The sequence below is a fragment of the Aureimonas sp. D3 genome (genome assembly GCF_001463805.1).
Taxonomy (GTDB): Bacteria; Pseudomonadota; Alphaproteobacteria; order Rhizobiales; family Rhizobiaceae; genus Aureimonas; species Aureimonas ureilytica_A.
Genome location: NZ_BBWM01000063.1, coordinates 78,511 through 97,900, shown reverse-complemented (window position 1 = coordinate 97,900; position 19,390 = coordinate 78,511). Strand labels below are relative to the sequence as shown.

The 19,390-nt window shown below is 61.5% G+C and carries 9 protein-coding genes and 2 pseudogenes; 9 read left to right on the top strand and 2 right to left on the bottom strand.

Annotation, left to right across the window (positions count from 1 at the left end; genetic code table 11):
• Positions 1 to 120: 120 nt before the first annotated feature.
• Positions 121 to 661 (top strand): annotated as a pseudogene (locus AUL36_RS19555) (transposase); the annotation flags it as partial.
• Between the two features lie 157 nt (positions 662 to 818).
• Here AUL36_RS19555 and AUL36_RS23965 read toward each other — a convergent pair.
• A pseudogene (locus tag AUL36_RS23965) lies at positions 819 to 923 on the bottom strand (transposase); the annotation flags it as partial.
• A gap of 105 nt (positions 924 to 1,028) precedes the next feature.
• Between AUL36_RS23965 and dpdE the strand changes: the two are divergent.
• The 8 genes from dpdE to dpdD are packed head-to-tail and all read left to right on the top strand — an operon-like array spanning position 1,029 to position 18,566.
• Complete coding sequence (gene dpdE, locus AUL36_RS19550) at positions 1,029 to 4,163, top strand: protein DpdE (protein ID WP_082655948.1); 3,135 nt, start codon at positions 1,029 to 1,031, stop codon at positions 4,161 to 4,163.
• Positions 4,156 to 6,651 carry a protein DpdF gene (gene dpdF / locus AUL36_RS19545; protein ID WP_082655947.1) on the top strand — a complete coding sequence of 832 codons (2,496 nt, stop codon included), beginning with the start codon at positions 4,156 to 4,158 and terminating at the stop codon, positions 6,649 to 6,651. The genes dpdE and dpdF overlap by 8 nt, the downstream gene beginning before the upstream one ends.
• Positions 6,648 to 7,565, top strand: coding sequence for a protein DpdG (gene dpdG, locus AUL36_RS19540; RefSeq protein ID WP_210168874.1), 918 nt, complete (start codon positions 6,648 to 6,650; stop codon positions 7,563 to 7,565). The genes dpdF and dpdG overlap by 4 nt, the downstream gene beginning before the upstream one ends.
• Positions 7,562 to 10,603 (top strand): protein DpdH, encoded by a 3,042-nt coding sequence (gene dpdH / locus AUL36_RS19535; RefSeq protein WP_062223447.1) that lies wholly within the window; start codon positions 7,562 to 7,564, stop codon positions 10,601 to 10,603. Before dpdG ends, dpdH begins: the two co-directional genes overlap by 4 nt.
• Complete coding sequence (locus AUL36_RS19530; RefSeq protein ID WP_062223446.1) at positions 10,593 to 11,306, top strand: hypothetical protein; 714 nt, start codon at positions 10,593 to 10,595, stop codon at positions 11,304 to 11,306. The genes dpdH and AUL36_RS19530 overlap by 11 nt, the downstream gene beginning before the upstream one ends.
• Before the next feature lie 8 nt (positions 11,307 to 11,314).
• Positions 11,315 to 15,901, top strand: a complete 4,587-nt coding sequence (dpdJ, locus tag AUL36_RS19525) for a protein DpdJ (RefSeq protein WP_082655946.1) — start codon at positions 11,315 to 11,317, stop codon at positions 15,899 to 15,901.
• The gene (dpdK, locus tag AUL36_RS19520) at positions 15,901 to 16,428 is read left to right on the top strand and encodes a phospholipase D-like domain-containing protein DpdK (RefSeq protein ID WP_062223441.1); all 528 of its coding nucleotides are present in this window, start codon (positions 15,901 to 15,903) and stop codon (positions 16,426 to 16,428) included. Before dpdJ ends, dpdK begins: the two co-directional genes overlap by 1 nt.
• Positions 16,425 to 18,566: a protein DpdD gene (gene dpdD, locus AUL36_RS19515; RefSeq protein WP_062223439.1), complete on the top strand. Its 2,142-nt coding sequence runs from the start codon at positions 16,425 to 16,427 to the stop codon at positions 18,564 to 18,566. Before dpdK ends, dpdD begins: the two co-directional genes overlap by 4 nt.
• A 369-nt stretch (positions 18,567 to 18,935) precedes the next feature.
• Here dpdD and AUL36_RS19510 read toward each other — a convergent pair whose 3' ends face one another.
• Positions 18,936 to 19,334, bottom strand: coding sequence for a VUT family protein (locus tag AUL36_RS19510; protein WP_244497178.1), 399 nt, complete (start codon positions 19,332 to 19,334; stop codon positions 18,936 to 18,938).
• Between the last annotated feature and the right edge of the window lie 56 nt (positions 19,335 to 19,390).

Here is a 19,390-nt window from a genome sequence, read left to right as displayed (position 1 = left end):
TACTTTCATCGTGTCGCCGAGGCAATTCGAATGGCTTTACGCGAGCGAACGCCGGAACACGCGCTTGGTGGAACAGCATGCCGAATGAAAGGACCAAAACGAAACTGCGCCCCCCGCGTCGACGATCAGTTCGATCTCGATTCCGCGAAGCTCGTCTTCATCGACGAGACCAACCTGTCGACCAAGATGGCGCGGCGCCGCGGCCGAGCCCCACGAGGTAAACGGTGCCGGTTCAACGTGCCGCACGGACACTAGAAGACGACGACCTTCACCGGGGCCCTGCGCCTGACGGGCATGACGGCGGCGATGTTGCTCGACGATCCGATGAACGGTGCGGCGTTCCGGCCCTATGTCGAGCAGGTCTTGGTGCCCACGCTCTCGCCCAGAGACCTTGTCGAGATGGACAACCTTCCGTCCCACAAGCCCGAAGGCGTGTGGGACGGCCATCGAAGCGGCGGGCGCGTCCTCGCGTTTCCTCCCGCCCTACAGCCCGACTTCGATCCAATTGAGATGGCCCTTTCGAAGCTCAAGGCCCTCATGCGGGCAAAGGCCGAGCGCACCGTCGAGGCGCTTTGGAAGCGCCGTCGGCGTACTCATCCCGCTCTTCCAGCCTGCCGAATGCACCAACCACTTCAGAGCCGCAGGCTATGACGCAAACTGATCGGAAAACGCTTTAGCCGAACCCTGTGCGCGATCAGTTTAACTTACCGGGCAACAACCGCGGCGCCACGCTTAACATCCAAATCGAGCCGCGAAGCCGCCGACAGTCGACGTCGCCTTCATGATCAAGGCGGCCGCCAATGCAAAGCTTCCCATCCGTCTCGGAACTTTACCCTGACTTCATCAAGGAAGACGAGCGGATAGACCAACTCGAGCGGCCGGGCCTGCCAGGCGGCAACCTCCTCCAGAATGGCGTCGGTGACGATGTCACCTCCAGCTGTTATGGTGGTTATCAACCCTTAGTAGTATGCTGGAAGAGCGCGATTCTACGAATCGCCCGTGGGGGGGGTGCGAGTCTGTTTACAGGGATGCTAGTCGAATTGCCCGGGAGAAAGGGCATAGGAAAGCTGCAGTCCGTGGTCGACGGCCGCTGCGTCGTCTCGATCTTCCACTCGATCCATCGCAGCGAGCATGTCGACTGCGAGATTGACACGGTCGCTCGCGCTTATTTGAGCCCGCAGACTCGGGCCTATGTTCTCGATGACGAGCGTATGTGGGTTGGCCGCATTAGCGACTATTTCCAGCAGGCAAATGGCCTTGTTACATACGAGGTAAGATTTCCAAACGGGAAGCGGGAGGATTTTAGCGAAGTGGATCTGTTCGTCCGGCCGTGGAATGCGCCCGAGGATCCGGCCGAAATGCTCGCGGTCAACGCTGCCGAAAGCCAATACTTGCACGACCGTCGGCAAGCCGCGCTGAAGCCGCTGCGGTCGCTGACCAGCGCCGCACAAGGCCTGACGTCGCTGCTTTCGGCCGGGATCGACTTCGTGCCGCACCAGATCGCAGCAGTGCGACGCGTGCTTAGCGACCCGATCCAACGCTATTTGCTCGCCGATGAGGTCGGGCTAGGCAAGACTATCGAAGCCGGACTGATCATCCGCCAACATTTGATCGACAATCCCGGCACCGACGTGCTGATCGCAACACCATCGGCTCTGTGCGAACAGTGGCGGCGCGAACTTTCCGAAAAGCTCCGCCTCGACCAGTTCGACGAGCCCTTCGAATGTTGCTCGCATGCCGAAATCGAGCGGGTCGCGCGAACACCCGATGTTCTGGTGGTCGACGAAGCGCATCATCTGGTTGGACTCGAGGACGGCCTGCTTTCAGAATCGGTGGCTCGGTTGCGCGAACTCGCCCGAGACGTGCCGGTGTTGTTGCTGCTGTCCGCAACGCCGCCGCTCGGCGAGGAGGCTCGGTTCCTAGCACTGCTCAATTTGCTCGATCCACTGACCCATCCGCTCAACGATCTTGACGGTTTTCGCCTAAAACTCGAACAGCGCCGGGCGATCGGCCGCTTACTCCTTAGTCTCGACCCGGGCGCATCAGGCATTGTGCTGCGGCAGCGCAGCGCTGAACTAATCCGTAGCTTTCCCGACGATCCTGTAGTCCAAGAGTTGGCACCGCAGTTGATTGAAGCAACGCGAGAGGCACCCGAACGACTCGCCAACCTATGCGGCGCGCTCAAGGAGCATATCGCCGACAGCTATCGCATCCACCAGCGTCTGATCCGGTCGCGTCGCGCCGATGCCCAGGGATGGGAGTTTCGATCACGCGGACCTGATGACGGCGCCATGACCCATGTGCGCATCGAAGGCGATCCGAACGACAGCCTGGCGGTGCTGCTTGGCACGCTTGAAGACTGGCGGTCGGCCGCGGTCGACTCGCTAGTCGATGGCAATCCGGGGGTGCCGCTTCTCGCCCGGCGCTACCGCGATCTTCTCGGCGCGGTGTCTGAAGGCGCCGACGCTCTTCGCGCCTGGCTGGCTGGTGTCATGCCGATCTTCGCCGGCGAGGCGGAAATCCTCGACGCGCTGCGCGAGCAAGCCCAGGACCACGACGATGCCGACCGCATCGAAACGATGGTCGAAAGCGTGCGGAGGCTGATCAAGACGCTGCGGGCTGACGTCGATCACCCCAAGATCGTTGTGTTCGCGACGCGTGAGGCGCTGGCAACCGCGTTCCACCGAGCTTTGCAGGAGGCGCTCTGCGACATACCGTGCTTTCTACTCGTCTCGGGAGGTGACGTGGGCGATGACAAGGAGGACGTCGTCGCGGCGTTCACGCAAGCGCCCGATGCCGCGGTTCTCATTGGCGACCGGACGGCCGAAGAAGGTCTCAATTTCAGCTTCTCCAATGCGATCGTGCATCTCGACCTGCCGCTGAGCGCTGCCAGGATCGAGCAGCGCATCGGCCGCCTCGACCGCTATGGCCGGCGACAGGGGATCATCCGTCACCGGATCCTCTTGCCTTCGGACGAAGACGAAAGTCCCTTTGCAGCCTGGCAGGCCTTGCTCGCCGACGGCCTGTCGATTTTCCACCGCTCGATCAGCGATGTGCAATTCCTGCTGGATAATTTCGAGACCCGCGCGCTCGACACCCTGCTGATGACCGGGCCCAATGCGCTAATCGCGCTGGCTGAGGAGATCAAAGGCCAGATCTCCCACGAGCGAAAGTCGCAGGACGAACAATACGCCCTCGACCGTATCGCGCTTGCAGAGGAACCGGTCGAAACTCTTATAGAGGCTTTGGATAACGCCGAAGCTGATGAGGCGGCGCTTGAGGCCGGTGTCGATCAGTGGCTGATCGACACACTGCAACTCAAGAAGCGGCCCTATGCCTGGCCCGAGGAAGATCCATTCAAGCTCGGCATAACCAAGCAGACATTGATCCCGCGCTTGCCGTGGCAAAAGCAATTAGAACTCGACGACAGCCAACCGCTGAGTTGGAAGCGCCGGATCGCGACACGCCGGACCGCCGTGACGTTGCTGCGCCCGGGTACGCCGCTTATTGACGTGCTGATGCGCTTCACGCGCTGGGACGATCGCGGAACCGCGTTTGTAACTTATCGGCCGGTCGAGAACTGGCTTGGGGATGCCTGGATTGGATTCAAGCTCTGCTTCACGATCGAGCCTAGTTTCGGCATCGCCGACTTGCTCGCGCCGTCGCGCGCCGAACTTGCCGCGCTACGCCGCGCGCAGCGCTATTTTGCGCAGAGCGAGCAGACCCTGTTTATCGACATCAATGGTGAGACGGTCATAGATCCTGCGCTGCTCGCCATCCTCTCCAAGCCGTATAACGGGCATCGCAAAGGCTTTAGCGCCGACATCAATCTCGGAAGCCGACCGCATATCCTCGCCGACTATATTGACCCCGCGTTGTTTCCGGCAGTGTGCCGTCGCGTGCGGAACGGCGCGCGGCAAACCTTGTCTGAGCAACCCGCCCTGCTCGATGCGATCACCGCGGCGACGACACGGGCGGCAAGCGATCTGCAGCGGCGCCAAAACCGGCTGCAACGGCGCCAATCGGCTGGCGACTCGATGGCACGCGAAGATATCGCTCTGATCGAGTCAATCCTGCCCAGCATCGCCTCACCCGCCATCCGGCTCGACGCCATGGGATGTTTCATTCTGGGTGGGGCGCTCACGAGGTCCGCTCATGGTTGACCTCGATGGCCACGACGCCTTTGTCGCCCTGACCCAATTGCTTACCCGTACTAATAGAGAGGCGAACTGGCAGGCCAGGTCGCCCGCGGTCGAGCGTTTGCGCAAAGCGTTGGTCGATCCGGCGCGCCAGGCGAGCCCACTCGACCTGGCCGTGTTGCTCCGTCAAGCCATGACCTATGAGCATGCCCGGCGCGGCGCCATGGTGCCCTCCGCTGTCCTGGTGTCGCACCCACGCTTCGACGGGTTCACCAGTTGGGATGCGGTCGGGCTACACAACACTCCCGCTGGCGGAGCGCGACTGGTGACGCTCCGGCCCTGGAAACCGGCATGGCTCGCGGTTCCTGGCGACGGAGTCGAAACTCTTGCTGCATCCGAGGCAACCCGCCGTGAGTTTAACAGGGTGGGTTGCGAGGGCGATCCATTGCTCGCCGCCGTCGGTCGAACCTCCTATCGCAGCCGCGGACAGCGCGCTGCTGTACGTGCCGCGCTCTCGACTCCCGCAGGCGGAAGCCTCGTCATTGCTCTGCCTACAGGCGAGGGCAAGAGCATGATCTTCCAGCTTGTCCAGACGGTCGGCTTCGTTGGCGCGGACCAAGAGGAAAACCGCGGCGTAACCTTGGTGATCGTCCCTACCGTCGCGCTCGGGGTCAATCACGAACAAGAAGCGGTCGAGGTCTGCAGCCTGTCGCGCCCGCTCGCTTTCCAGGGTGGCAACGACACCCAGAACAATATTATCGCCGAACGGATCGCCGACGGCACCCAAGGCCTGTGCTTCGCGTCGCCTGAAGCCGCATGCGGCCGTCTGCGCGACCCGTTGCGGCGCGCGGCCGAGGCAGGTCTGTTGCGCGCGCTGGTGATCGATGAAGCCCATCTCGTCGACCAATGGGGGACGGGCTTTCGGACCGAGTTCCAGGAATTGAGCGGCTTGCGGCGCGAACTGCTGTCGGCAGCGCCGCTCGGCCAAGCGCTGCGCACCCTCATGTTGTCAGCGACACTCACCGACACATCGCTCGAAACCTTGCGCTCTCTGTTCGGCGCCGAAAGCAATTTTGAAAGCCTGGCGGCGGTGCAATTGCGGCCCGAACCGGACTATTGGATTGCGCCATCGACCAACGAGGCCAGCCAAACTATCCAAGTCCTGGAGGCGCTTCACCACGTGCCTAGGCCGGCGGTGCTTTATGTCACCGAGGTTGCGGCTGCCAACGCCTGGTATGCGCGTCTGATCAACGCGGGGTTTCGCCGGGTTCGTAAGCTTCACGGCAAGACCGGGCGGGCCGAGCGAGAGGAAATTGTCAGCCAGTGGCGCGACGGCGCACTCGATATCGTCGTCGGAACTTCCGCGTTCGGGCTTGGCATCGATTACGGGCACGCCCGCAGCGTGATCCATGCCTGCGTTCCAGAGACGCTCGATCGATTCTACCAAGAGGTCGGGCGCGGCGGGCGCGACGGCAAGGCTGCGCTTTCGCTGGTTGTGCCGACAGAAAAAGACCTGGGGATCGCCGAGCGCATTAACGCCCAGCAAGTCATCAGCATTGATCGCGGCTACCATCGCTGGTCTGCGATGTTCGCGCGCAAGACCAGCCTTGCGAACGGACGCTTCGCCGTGCGGATTGATGGCCGCCCCGGCACCGATGAACGCGACATTGATATGTTCGGCGATGCCAATACCGACTGGAACTTGCGCACAGTCGCCCTGATGGCGCGTGCCGGCATTCTGCGACTACTCGGCACACCCTACCCGCGGATCGAACAGGAGGGCGACTGGCTCGAGATTGAGATTATCGACGATCATCATCTCGACCTGGCGCAATGGCAGTCGCGCGTCGAACCCGTGCGCCGGGTCGGCTGGCTTGCCGCCAAGCGCAATCTCGACCTTATGCGGGAGCATCTTCGCGACGATCGCTGTCCGGCCGCGATCCTTGAAGATTTGTACGGTGCGAACCGGGTCGGACGAACGTGCAGTCGCTGCAACCGCTGCCGGTCCGACGAGGCTTCTCGTCTCAACAGCGTAGCAGTCGGCGAACCGCGCGGCCCATGGACCGTGCCGCTCGATCCGCTGGTCGCCAACCTTCTCGGCCACGATCTCCGGCTTTTGGTCAGCTACGATCCTCACGACCTCGCGCGCAATGCATCGCGCCGCCTTGGTGACACGCTGCAGCGCCTAGCGCAGGCCCGTCTCGCCAAGTTGATCACGCTCGGCCCGCAACCATTCGATATGGGCCGAGTTCTCAAATTTGCGGAAAAGTTGGCATTCTTCGTCAGTGACTTGTCCTCCCTTGCCTTATCGCGCCTTCCGCGTGGACCCGAACTTGTCATGGTCGGGGATCGGCAAACTATCGAGCCGCAGAACCTCGCGCCGCGGCCTGACAATCCCCGCATTTTCCTCGCGCCAATCGATCAGCCCGCACCGGATGGACGCAGGTTGAAAGATGTCTTCGGTGGTCGGACGCTGACGCTCGACGAATTTAACGCAAGAGTAGCGCAATGAGTATAATCACGACTGCCCAAGCTGTTCCGAGTCGATTGTTTGCGATCTATTTCGCCTTGTTCGACAGCGAAAATGGCGAAGCCAAAAACCGGATCGAGGCTTGGGCCACGCCGCCGTCACTCAGTGGACGCGGCGGAGATGATGATGGCGAGTCGACCACGACGTTGTTCAGTAACACGCTTGCCGAAGCACGGCGCATCGGTCTGGTCGAAGAGGTTGAGGACAAGGTGCGGCTGACCGCCGACGCGCGCGGCGGCGGGAAAAAAGACAAGGGCAGCGAAACGTTCTTCTTAGCATTCATGCGACGCACTTTGTTCGATCCGACGCGCGCAGTCGAAACACAGCAAGCCGGCTTCATGGTCGCATTGTCCTGGTTTCTGAGTTCCAGCCCGCTGCGGCCGATGAATTTCTCCGAGGCGCCGCAAAACAACCTGAAAGCGCAGATCGGGGATCAGGCGTCGAAGACCGAATTAACCTCGCTCAATCGCTACCAGAATTTCCTGTATTGGGCGCGTTACCTCGGCTTCGCCACCATCGTCGGGGGTGGCAGCGATGCCGAGGACGTCACCTCGCGCCGGGTGATCCCCGATCCGGTTAAGGCAATCGAAAGCGCGCTCCCTGCCATTTTCTCCGAGAGCAACGACCTACCGATCGAGCAATTCATGAAGCGGTTGGCGGCAATCTTTCCGGTCTTCGAGACCGGAAGTGTTCGCCAGGATTATGAAGCTATGCGGCTCACTCCGTTGGCGGACGGCGACAAGCGTCTGTCGATCACCACCAGTCTTGCGCTGCAGCGACTTGCCGACCGCCAGCGACTGACTATGGCGACCCTCGCGGACGCACCCGGCCGCATTCTCGATTTCGGCTCGCGCGAAGGTCGCGTGAGCCGTATTGCGCTGCGAGTGGCAGCATGATGCGCAATTTTCTCTGCTGGGATCCCGGTGCCGTCCGCCAGGTGATCAATCCATTCGCCGAGCACATCAGCGATAGCCTTTTCCGTGCGGTGCATAGCGATTGGGACCTCAAGGTTAGCCCGCAGGTCGGCAAGTCGTTCCAGGAGATCAGCGAGGCGTCGTGGGCGGACATGACGCCGCCGGCCTTTCTCGCGGATTTTCTGCGTGAGGAGCGGCCGCATGCACTGGCGGCCATCCTAGGCGAAACGGGCTCGGGTAAATCGCATCTCGTTCACTGGATGCGGCTCAACATCAAGCCGACCAGGGAGAGGGTCGTCCTGGTGGTGCGCAAGTCGGGCACGTCGCTGCGCAACATCGTTAAGATGATCATCGCCGAATTACCATCCGAGCAACAGGCGAATTTCCTCGAAACGCTGCAATCGGCGGGCGATGGAACACAAAGCCGGGCAGACCAGAAGCAGCAATTACTCAACGATCTTGCACAGGTGATCCGTGAGGAAGTCCTGCCGACGGATGCCGACGAGTTCGAGGAGGGGCTTGCGAGCAGCCTTCCCGATCTGTTCCAAGATCCTCATATGCGCAAAGCGCATTTCCTCGGCGACAACACCGTCATCGCCGAAATCGTCGACCATATCTTTGCGCCGTCCAACGCGAAGGATCGTCCCGATCAACGTCGCGTCTTCGTCGAGAGTGACTTGCCGCTTGGCGGCATGGACTTCGCACATGCCTCGCGCCTTGCGCGAGACGCCATCGACCTCATTGAACTTGACCCCGCAGTACACCTTCCGCTCGCGATTCGGATCATCAACCGCAATCTTGATCGCGCCGTAGCACGAACCTTGAGTTTCTCTGGCGACCGGGTCGAGGAACTGATGACCCGTTTGCGCACCTACCTCAAATCGCAGGGCCAGGAACTCGTCCTTCTCGTAGAGGAATTCGCGCGCCTTCAAGGCATCGACCGTGCGCTGCTGCAGGCAATCACTTCACAGGGCGACGAGCGCCAGTGCAAGATGCGAACAGCGATCGCGGTCACCACGGGCTTCTTCCAGAGCGTGGCGGAGACTGCCTATATGCGTACGACGCATATAGTCGACATGGATCGGTCCGCTGGCCGAGCCGAGGGCCGGTCGATCACTAAAGCTTCGCTCAGCCAGTTCACGGCGCGCTATCTTAACGCCGTACGGCTTGGACGGGACGGCATCGCCCAATGGAGCGACGCTGCGGCACCGGGCGAAAGCCCGCGCTCCAAATGCGACATGTGCATCCATCAGACCGAATGCCACGCCGTATTCGGTGAGGTCGACGGCTATGGCCTCTATCCATTTACCCCCGACGCATTGTGGAACGCCGCGTCGCGTGCCGATGCTTCGATGCCGGAACGGCTCAATCCCCGCGTCCTTCAGAACGACCTGCTCGTCGAGGTGCTCGACAATTTCGGTCCCGAAATCACGACCGGCACGTTTCCGCCTTTCAAGCTTCTCGAGAAGCTCGGCGGCATCACGGCCCTCCCAGCCGTCGCTCAAGCCGAACTGCGCAATCGCAATCCGCAGAATTACCAGCGCTGGGCCTCCTTTCTCGAACTTTATGATGGCACCGGCACGATCGCCAATCTCGACGAGAGGCTTCGAGCAGCGTTCGAGGTTCCCGAGATACCGGGCGCCGACACGGCGAAGCCGAACCAGCCAACTGCCGACACGCCGACGTTTGAAGCGCCGCAGCGTAACGTTGCCAGCAAGGAAGACCTGCTTATCGAGCAATGGGTCGGCGGACAGGGGTTGGACCAATCCATCGCAAACAATCTCAGATTGCTGGTCTATTCGGCCGTCTCCAATGCCATCGATTGGGACATGGTTGGGCTGGCGAAGGCGAGTTTCGTCGGTCGAACCGGTAAGGCGTTCCAAACAGCGAGCATCAGCTTCGATCGCCAAACGACGCAGGTTCGCACCGACTTGCAGGTCAAGCTGGTTATCCCGGGTAACCTTGTGCAGCCCGAAACGGCGGCAGCGGCCCTTCAGGGGGTGCTGCGCGCCAGCAAGGATCAGTTCCGCTGGGAATTCTCCAATGGCGAAAAGATGCTCGGCGCTTTCCTCGATTGCGTCGAGATCTGGGCGAAGGATGTCGAGGCGCAATTGCGCGACATCTGCCAGCCTACGCCGCAGTGGAACCAGGCGGCGGCCGCGGTCGAACTCCTCTGCATCGGCGCGGCGATCGGCGGCAAGATCAAGCCCGACTCAAAGATCGCCGATATGATCGACGCAGCGTTCAGCGCACAATGGGCAAGCGGGTGCGCGAGCACGGCACCCGAGATGAAGGCGCTGTACGACAAGCTGACAAGACAACGCGAAAAGCTGGTGGGAATCGCGCAATCCCAAATGTCGAGCATGAAGGGCGGCCGAGCCGGTGCAATGCTCAATCCAGGCCGTATCCTCGGGCCCATTCGTGATTTTCGTCAGGCCAAATGGCAGTTGCGTCTTCAGCCCCCCGATGGTGAGACACAAGAGCCCGCCAAACTCTATCGCGAGGCGAGGGACGCGCTCCCCAGGGCAGCGAACTCCGAGATGGCGGTCCGCAAATCCTGGCTCAATGCGATGCAAGACGCGTTCGGCGCGACCGCTACGCGCGCCTCTATCATATCGGCGCTCGATGCAGCGCGGCAGGCCGTGGCTGACGCCGGTATCGGCACCAGCACCACGGGACGCGTTTTGACCGACGCGCTTGACCGCTTCAGGACAATATACTTCGATGACTCGCTGGCAGCTGCGCGGGCACTTGGCAGCGAAGGCGATGCAGTTGCCGCGCTTCCTCATTTTGGTCGAGGCCGGCGCGGCGCGGTCGATGCGGGGACCGCTCTGGTCGCCGCGGCACAGGCCTTTCTCGACACCGTTGACAACAATATCGGCGCGACCAGTCAGAGTCTCGTTGCCAAGCACGGCGCAGTGGCGGCTAGTCTCAATCAGATTGATGCAGCGCTTACCGCGATTGAGGCCGATTTGATCGCGATGGCGACGATTGATGAGGAGCAAGCCGATGCTGCTTGACCGCGCCACCACGCTCGCAGCAAAGATCGACACCTACCAGAAGCTCAAGAATAGTGCCGCCGAAGCCGAACAGTTCGGTACACGCGCGAAGCAGTTCGAGACCGCTTCGCTGCTCATGGCGAGCCTTCGCGAGAAGCTAACCGCACTTGCGGAAGCCGGTGTTCCGGTCGATTTCAAGCCAAGCGATGGTTTCGGCTATGCCGAGAAGGCGCGCACGCTGCGCGACGCGATCAAGGAGGATCCAGCAAAGGTCAATGATCCGCCGTTCGACATCAAGCACGCCTTCATTGACCGCCTCAACGGTATCGCTAGCGCGGGACACAAGGCGGCGGGTGCTGCGTGGAAAACCTATGTCGATAAGCGCGCCGCCTTTGGCGCCGATGACGTCTTGAGTGCGCTCGGCCAGGTGCCGCAATTTCGGGTGAGCGTTGCCAAGATACGGCAGATCCGAAGCGAGATAGCGACCTTGGGTACCAGCCTGCCTGCTGACCCCAAGGCGGCGATTGCCAATCTCGACACGCTCGTCAGCCAGCACGAGGCGGCATGGAACGGTCTTGCGGCGTCCGATATCCCATCAAGCGTCGTCGCTTTCATTCGCGCCGCAGCCAACAGCGAGGCCCTTTTAAGCGCTTATACGTCCGAAGTGCAGACGTGGCTTGAAAGCCGCAACTTGCTCGGCGCGTTCCGCATCAGGCTGAGGTAGGTACAATCATGCCTGTGTCTGACCATGCCCTCGCGTTGCTCGACCGCATTGAAGCCATTGAGATGCGCTCCCTCGAATGGGGGTTCACCGATGGCGGTCTGAGCGAGGATGAAGCTTTCGATCTCGGCGATCAGGTCTGCGAGGCGGCAGGAGTAAGTGGCAGTGACGGGCAGGATCTCGTCGAGGAACTGATCGATGCCAAGCTAGTCTTTGAGATGACGAGCTTCGCCGGCGACGTCCGTATCCGGTCGCGCTTTGCCGAGATGGTGCGGCTGCTGGCTGCCAACCGGCAGCTCTTCCCAAACAAGCCCTGGCAGGGTGCACCGTCGCTCGTCGCCGACTTTCGGGTAGATTGCCGGCCGCGGCGCTTTCCCAAGCGACGGCGTTTGCCCGCCGATATCCTCGCCGAGCATGCATTAGTGCTGGGCGGGTCACAACTGCGTGAGGACCTCTGGCGGACGCTGACGTCGCGCGACGGAATGAAGCTTGCCGACTTTCAGGAACGAGCGGCGCTGCGTCTGTCGGCCGCGACGGACGACGGCGGCACAATCGTCACCGCCGGCACTGGCAGTGGCAAGACCATCGCCTTCTACGTGCCCGGAATGATCCGGATTGGTGAAGCGATCGCTGCCGATCATTGGGTCAAAGCGATCGCGATCTACCCGCGAATTGAGCTGCTCAAGGATCAGTTCGCCGAGGCGTTTCGCATGGCGCGGACGATTGATCAGACGCTTGCCTTTCACGGGCGCCGACCGCTGATCATCGGTGCCTTGTTCGGCAAGACACCGACCCGTGCGGCCCGGCAGGAACTGATAGATAAGAGTTGGGTTCGGCGCGGCGAGGACTTTGTCTGCCCCTGGATGCGCTGTCCGCGCTGCGACGGCGAGCTTGTCTGGCGCGGTGTTGACATCTCCGCGACCAACGAGCGGTTGGCCTGTATTCAACCCGGCTGCGGCCAAATGATCGGCGACGACCAGATCGTGCTGACCCGGACACGATTGCAGCGCATTCCGCCCGACATCCTGTTCACCACGACCGAGATTCTGAACCAGCGCCTGTCCGATCACTGGATGCGCGGCCTGTTCGGCGTCGGTCTCCCGCTCGGGCGTAAGCCATTGTTAGCCCTGCTCGACGAAGTGCACACCTATGAGGGTGGAACCGGCGCGCAAGCCGCGCTGACCCTGCGGCGATGGCGGCATTTGCTGGCGGCACCGATTTCCTGGGTCGGTCTCTCCGCCACGCTAGGCGATGCGGCGCGCTTCTTTTCTGATCTGACCGGCGCAGCCTTGGATGATGTCGTCGAAATCACGCCGACGCTCGAAGAGTACGAGGAACAGGGCGCCGAATATCAAATCCTGCTGCGTGGCGACCCGGCCTCGCGCGCGTCGCTGCTCTCGACGACGATCCAGACCTCGATGCTGCTGCCCCGGCTGCTCGATCCGCCCGGAGCGACCAACGTATCAGGCGCCTTCGGCCGGCGCGCCTTTCTTTTCACCGATGACCTCGACGTCACCAATCGTCTCTACGACGATCTGCGCGATGCCGAAGCATTCACGATTTTCGGTCGACCCGACACGGCGCGCATGCCCCTTGCGAACATCCGCCGGGCCGGGCCTGATGCCGCGGTTCGCGATCTCGAGGGCCAGCGCTGGCGGATCTGCGAGGACATCGGCAATCCGCTCGATCGCCGCCTGGTTGTCGGACGGACCACCTCACAGGACGCCGGAGTCAATCAATCGGCCAATATCGTGGTTGCGACTGCTGCGCTTGAGGTCGGTTTCAACGACCCACTCGTCGGCGCGGTCATTCAGCACAAGGCGCCGCGCAGCATGGCGTCGTTCCTTCAGCGTAAGGGACGCGCCGGCCGCGATCGCGCGATGCGCCCGATTACGCTCACCGTCCTTTCGGACTATGGCCGCGACCGCGCATTCTATCAGGCGTTCGAGCATCTGTTCGATCCCTCGCTCGAACCGCAATATCTCCCGATCCGCAATCCGTATGTGATGAAGATTCAGGCTGTGTTTGCGTTGTTCGATTGGCTGGCAGCGACCACCGTGGGCTATGAGAAGGCCTGGCAATGGAACCTCCTCAGTCGCCCGCTGCCGCAGGCGAGCCTCGCCGAGCGTGCCGTCCTCGATCGCACCCGCGCCAAGCTGACCCAGTTGGTGCAAGGCGACGCCGCCACCATCGACGATCTGCGCAGATATCTGATGGGAGCGCTCGGGATCGACCGAGCGGCGGCCGAAATCTTGCTCTGGGAGTCGCCGCGCTCGCTTCTGCTCGAAGCGGTGCCGACGTTGGTCCGGCGGCTGTTCCGCCGCTGGCAACTCGCGATTCCGAATGCCGGCGCGACGCAAGACCTTCAAATTGATCACCATCCTTTGCCCGACTTCGTCCCAGGCAACCTGTTCAGCGATCTGAGCTTGCCCGAAGTGCGGGTCATCATTCCCCCCGCCACGGTCAACCATGAGGAGCGCATCGAACAGATGCCAATCCTCCAGGCGCTCAACCAGTTCGTACCCGGGCGCGTGACCCGCCGCTTCGCACATGAGCGCGGTGCTTTATCGCATTGGATCCCGATCGATCCGGCGTTTCCCGAGCAGGATCGCCGGATCAGCGACTACGCGCTCCAGTATGAATTCGTAGGCAGCTTTTCCAACAGCCTTAATGATCATGTCAGTGGAGCGCCGCTCCTGGTCTTCCGACCATGGACCGTGCGTCTCGAACGTGCTGCCCGCACCGAGGCGCTCCCGAGCAGCAACGCTCAACTCGTCTGGCAATCCGACATCGTCGCCAATGGCGACGCCCTCGGCGTGCCGGTCCCGGCGCGATCGGAATGGCGCCACCATATCCGCGCCATCGATTTCCACCTTCACCGGTTCCGCTCAAGCGTCAGTGTCCGGCGCTTCGCCGGGAAGGCAAGGGCGAATATCCGAACGTTACAAGATGATTTTCCTGTCACGTTGACTTTCACCAGTGATGACGACCGGCCCGCCGCGGTGGGCTTCGAACTTGAGGTCGACGGGTTCCGGCTTGATCTCGCATTGCCGCATACCGACATGCTGAACGGTGATTACCTGCCGCCCGATGTTCTCGCTGCGTGCAAACTCGCTTATGTACGCGACCTCATCCGGCTGGACCCAGAACTGCCCGACGACATAAACCGATTTCAGCGCGAATGGTTAGTCCAGTTCCTGCTATCTGCATTGCTTGCTGATGCTGCGTCAGGCGATCGACCGTTGGCGGAGACGATCGCCGACCTTCTTGACGACGACCGGATCGAAAGCGTGTTCGGTGCCGTTATGGACGGTGTGTTCGGTGCGATGCCGCCGACGCCACCCGACGGCGATGCGACGCAAGATGGCGATGCCGACGATGATGCATTTGGTAGCAGCGGCTATCCCGCTGGCGGAACCGCCAGCGCCGGTGCGGCAGGCGGTAGAGGGCGTTTGCAGCATGCGCTGTTTCAGCAACTCGGCCGTCCAGCAGTCCGGGACCGGTTGCGCGCGCTTGCCGCGCAACTTGTAACGGTCGATCCTGCGAAATTCAGCGCCTGGCTCCGTCGACTGATACTCGAAACGCTTGGCGAGGCCTTGCTCCAAGCGTGCATTGCCGCGGCACCGCGGCAAGCCACCATTGACACGCTCCTCGTCGACATCCGCGATGACGCTATGTCCGATGTCGCAAACGTTTGGATTAGCGAGACGACACCTGGCGGCGCTGGCGTCCTCGAAGCCTTTGCCGACCGCTTTGCCTCCGAACCGCGCCTTTTCTTCTCGGCGCTCAACGCGGCGCTTGCTCCCAGCGACTTGGAGTTGGTCGATGGCAGCTTGCGTGAGATCCTGACCCTCGCCGTTGATGATGCGGAGGTCTGCGATCAAGTTACACGATTGCGTGCGACGAGTTCGCACGGTGAGCGGGCAATTCTGTGGCGGACGCTCTCACAAACGCTCGCGCAGCGCGGTGGGATCGATCTGAGCCATGCACTGTCAGTTTCGCTCAACAACCGTCTGCTGCGCGCCGGTTCAGGTCCCCAACTCGATCAGTTGCTGCTCGACCTGCAAACGCATTGGGATTCGACACAGGACCGATTCGGCATTGCTGTTGGCTTGCGCGAATATGCCTACATTGCGAGCTGCAACGCCACTATTTCGAGCGCCGTTCGAGCGTTCCTCGCGGCGACACTACCGGCGGCCGCCGTCGCGAATGTAACGGTCCTGTCGGCAATCACGAGCTTGCTCTGGCCGCGCGCGAATGAAGTGCGCCAGCGCGTTCTGCAGTCCTATCATCCGTTCCGCCAGACGCGTTCGACCGACCCCGCTGTCGTCCGCAATCTACTGCTCAGACGGGCGGTCGCGACGATCGCCTTCGACGATCCTGATTGGGAGACTCTGCTAGCAACCGCGTTTGAAGCCCAGGGTACTGCACGGTTCGTTGCCGATGCGGGCGAGGCCCGGGTGTTCCGCGCCGTCCTCGTTCGCCTCTCGGCGACCCCCGTCAGCGTCGGCGTGCTTCAGTTCTTCCCCGCCATCGAGCGGGTCGAGCGCGCCGATGGCCGAATCTTCGCGACGCTGACCCTGAGGGAGCAGGTCTGATGCTCTATCCGTCACGCGATCTCCATGGCCCGACACAGTCGCGTGCAGTCCGCGACCTGCTTCAAAGCCTGTTCGTCGCCGAACTCATCCATCCCAGCCCGAAGTTGTGGTTGTTCTTCGCCTGGATCAGCGATGTCGAGATCATCGACAATTCTGCGCGCGAGTTCGCGGCGCTCGAGCCGGATTGGCCGGCGTCGCCGATCCGCTTGTCACAGGTGCTCCGCGCCCTCCTCGCCCGCGGCGTCGAACTTCGGCTGGTGATCCGCGTCGACGGCCACAATGACTATTTCATCGCTCGCCTTAAGATGCTCAAGGCGCGCTACGGCGATCAGATAAAATGGATCGTGGAGAAGAGTTTCCACGCCAAGGGCCTGCTCGGTGTCGATTACTTCTTGAGCGGTTCGATGAATCTTACGCTTAACGGCATTTCGGTCAACGGCGAACATCTTGTACTGCGGACCGACCCGGCGGCGGTCGCGGAGCAATCGATCGAGCTTGGATCGCGCTGGGAAAGCCAGATGGCATGATCGGCTCAAACCTCGATGCGGCGCGGGCCGTGTTGGCAGATCTCGTCGCGCTCCAACCGTGCGCGAGCGCGAGCAACGAAATCGCCGCATTATGCGCGGATGTGACCCAATCGGTGATCTCCGAGACATTTCCCGGTGCGCTCGTTCCTGTAATCGACAGTGCCGGATCGATGCAGATCGATGTTGCGGCGTCGACCATGTCCGACTGGCGGCGGCTCAAGCCCGTCCTGCTGGCGTTCGCCGGACCAACCCTTACCGGGTTCGAGGGCGTGCCAGAACCGTTGGCCGAAATCGATCCGATCGGCGCCCGCCTTCAACTTGCCGCGCCTGCTGTCACCGCGATCATGCGCTTACCGGCCGACGATCGCGCACGAGTTACAGCCTTGCGCGCGCTCCTGCGCGCGCGTGATACGCTTGCGCGCGCGCCCGAACTGCAGCGCTCGGCCCCGGTCCCGACCTCTTGGCTGCTTGCGCGGTTCCAAGATCATCTCAATATCGGGGGCCGCGATGCAGCGACCGGCATTCTTGACCGCCTCCGCAGCGAACTCCGTCTCGACGCACTCAACGTCAAGTTTCTCGAAGCCCAACTGCTCGCCGTCTTCGAGGAATGGGCCGCAATCGTTGACCTCCCCGGATTCCAGAGCCTCTGCGTCGCCCGCAGGACGCCGGCGATCACCGCGATCCTCCTGGAAGCACTGTATCAAACCCATATTGCTGGACCATTCGACGCCGCGAATGTGGCCGAAACGCGTGCTGCGTTCGAGAGTTCGGTGCAGTCCTTCGTCCAGTCGATGAGTATCGCTGCTGCACCGGCAGGGTTGCAGATAGGCGGATGGCGCCTCCTAGGACTGGAAACACTCTCAAATCCCGATCGCCAAGATCTGCTCGCCATACTTGCCGACCGGGTGCAGGACCTGGGCTGGATCGCAGACCTGTTGCCGGTGCAAGCGCCGCTCGCGCCTAAAGGGGTCGAGGTTGCTGCCCCGATCGATGCCGCGCGTAAAGCGCTGGTACAAGCTGATGCGGTCGACAGCATAGACCTCCTTGCTGACGCAATGACAGCGATGGCGCGGCTCACTCCTGATGAATTGGCGTTGCTGCGTGAGACGATGCCATTCCAACCCATCGTGCAGGCGACCGATGAACTGGCGAATGTCGCGCCGCCGACATCCTGGATCGCCTGGCTTGATCGCGCTAGAGATCCAACCTTCGCCGACGCACTCGATATTGCGCGGCGAGGCAAGGATGAGTGGGAGATCGGCGTATCGACGGGTGATCCGGTCGCGGTGCGTACCCTTGTCGCGGCACTAGAAAAGGTCCAAGGCGATGAGCTTGCCGCTGGTCGCACTACCCGGGCCCTACCCTATCTGGTCGCTTGGCTGCAGAGGGACGACGAATTCCCAAGGGCTGCTCTGTCGCCGATCTATGGTGGGTTATTGACCCTCTTTGCGCTCGGAAGTGCGCGCGGATCAACCATTTACGAGTCGAGCCAAGTATTGGTTGAAGGGCTTCTGGCCACGGGCCTTGACCAGAAGGCCTATCGCGACCTCATTGCCGATATCGACGAAATCGCCGGTGACGGCTTTGGCGTCGATATGATCTATTGGGTTCTGGATCTCGTCGAGAGGTTCATGAACGCCGCCACGCCCGATGCGAGTGCCCGCGAGACGTTCCTCCATCGCATTCTTGCCCGCATCGTTCCAATCTATGGCCGACTTACCCGCATTCAGCGGATCGCGGTCAGATTGTTGTCAAGCGAACTCGGCTGGTCGCCGCCAGTAACCGCGGCAACCGATGTCGAGCCCGTGAATGATGGCTTGGCTGGCCGCCTGGCCGGCTTGCGCATCGCCATCTATTCGCTGTCCGAATCCTCAAGCCGACAAGCCAAGGCTGTGCTGGAGGAGATCTCGCCGTCCGTCACGGTCGATACGAATGCTGATCACGACGGTAGCCACCGGCTGCGCGCGCTAGCGGAGAATTCCGATCTCTTCGTGGTGACTTGGTTATCGGCAAAGCATGCAGCCACAGATTTCATCCGTGCGCATCGCGACGACCGAGTGCTACTCTACGCACAAGGTACGGGATTTTCAAGCATGTTACGTGCTATAGAGAATTATCTGATGAATAAACCAGTGTGATGCAGTCGAGAACGGCCAGAACAACTGTGGAAAAACGAACTCGTATCTCTCTGTTCGACGCCTTGCTATTGCCAACTCCTACCAGCAACAGCATGGCGTCGTACGCAGAGCCGACGCAAAGTTCTTTCGCGCACAGGTGTCATGGGGGTCGTAGAGGGCCCGAAGGACCAGTACCTTAGACATACGCACTGGGCCTCGCGGAACTCTGCCGCCGTTGACAACGTCAGAGTGTTTCAGCGCCTTCATCAGTGATCCACGAAATACTTCCGACGACACGATCGCATTTGAATTCCCAGAAGGTCTCTCGCGTCAATATTTGCCGCCATCTTCTCAATCAAATCCAGAGTTTCGCAGTGCGTTCTGGACGCACTAAGCTGGATGAAGGGCGCTCTGTTGGTCTCTATCTCTTGTCCAATGAAGTATCGGGAGCGCGCATAGTATCATCCACAATTTCCCTACGACTTGGCCGGCAAGGAAATCGAGGGTGCCAAAGGCGAGGACTAAGAAGACCACACTGTCGATCACAAGGCCGACGATCCCGCTAACGAACGCCGCGAGGAGCAGGCCTTTGCGCTGTAAGGGCGTGAAAACAGCCAAGTCGATGGTTTCCGAGACGATGAAAGCCACCGTCGATGCCACGGCAAGCGCCGGCGGTGCGAAAAGCGCTGACAGGACAGAGCCGAAGGCTACAGCAATTGCCGACCAAAGAAGGCCTAGCCGGCGTTGTACCAGATCGCGCAGTACGAGTGCTGCGCCTATGGCAAGCACTCCACTTGGTGCCGTTAGTCCCGGCGCCACTGGTATCAGGCAAGGGCCATCCGGCA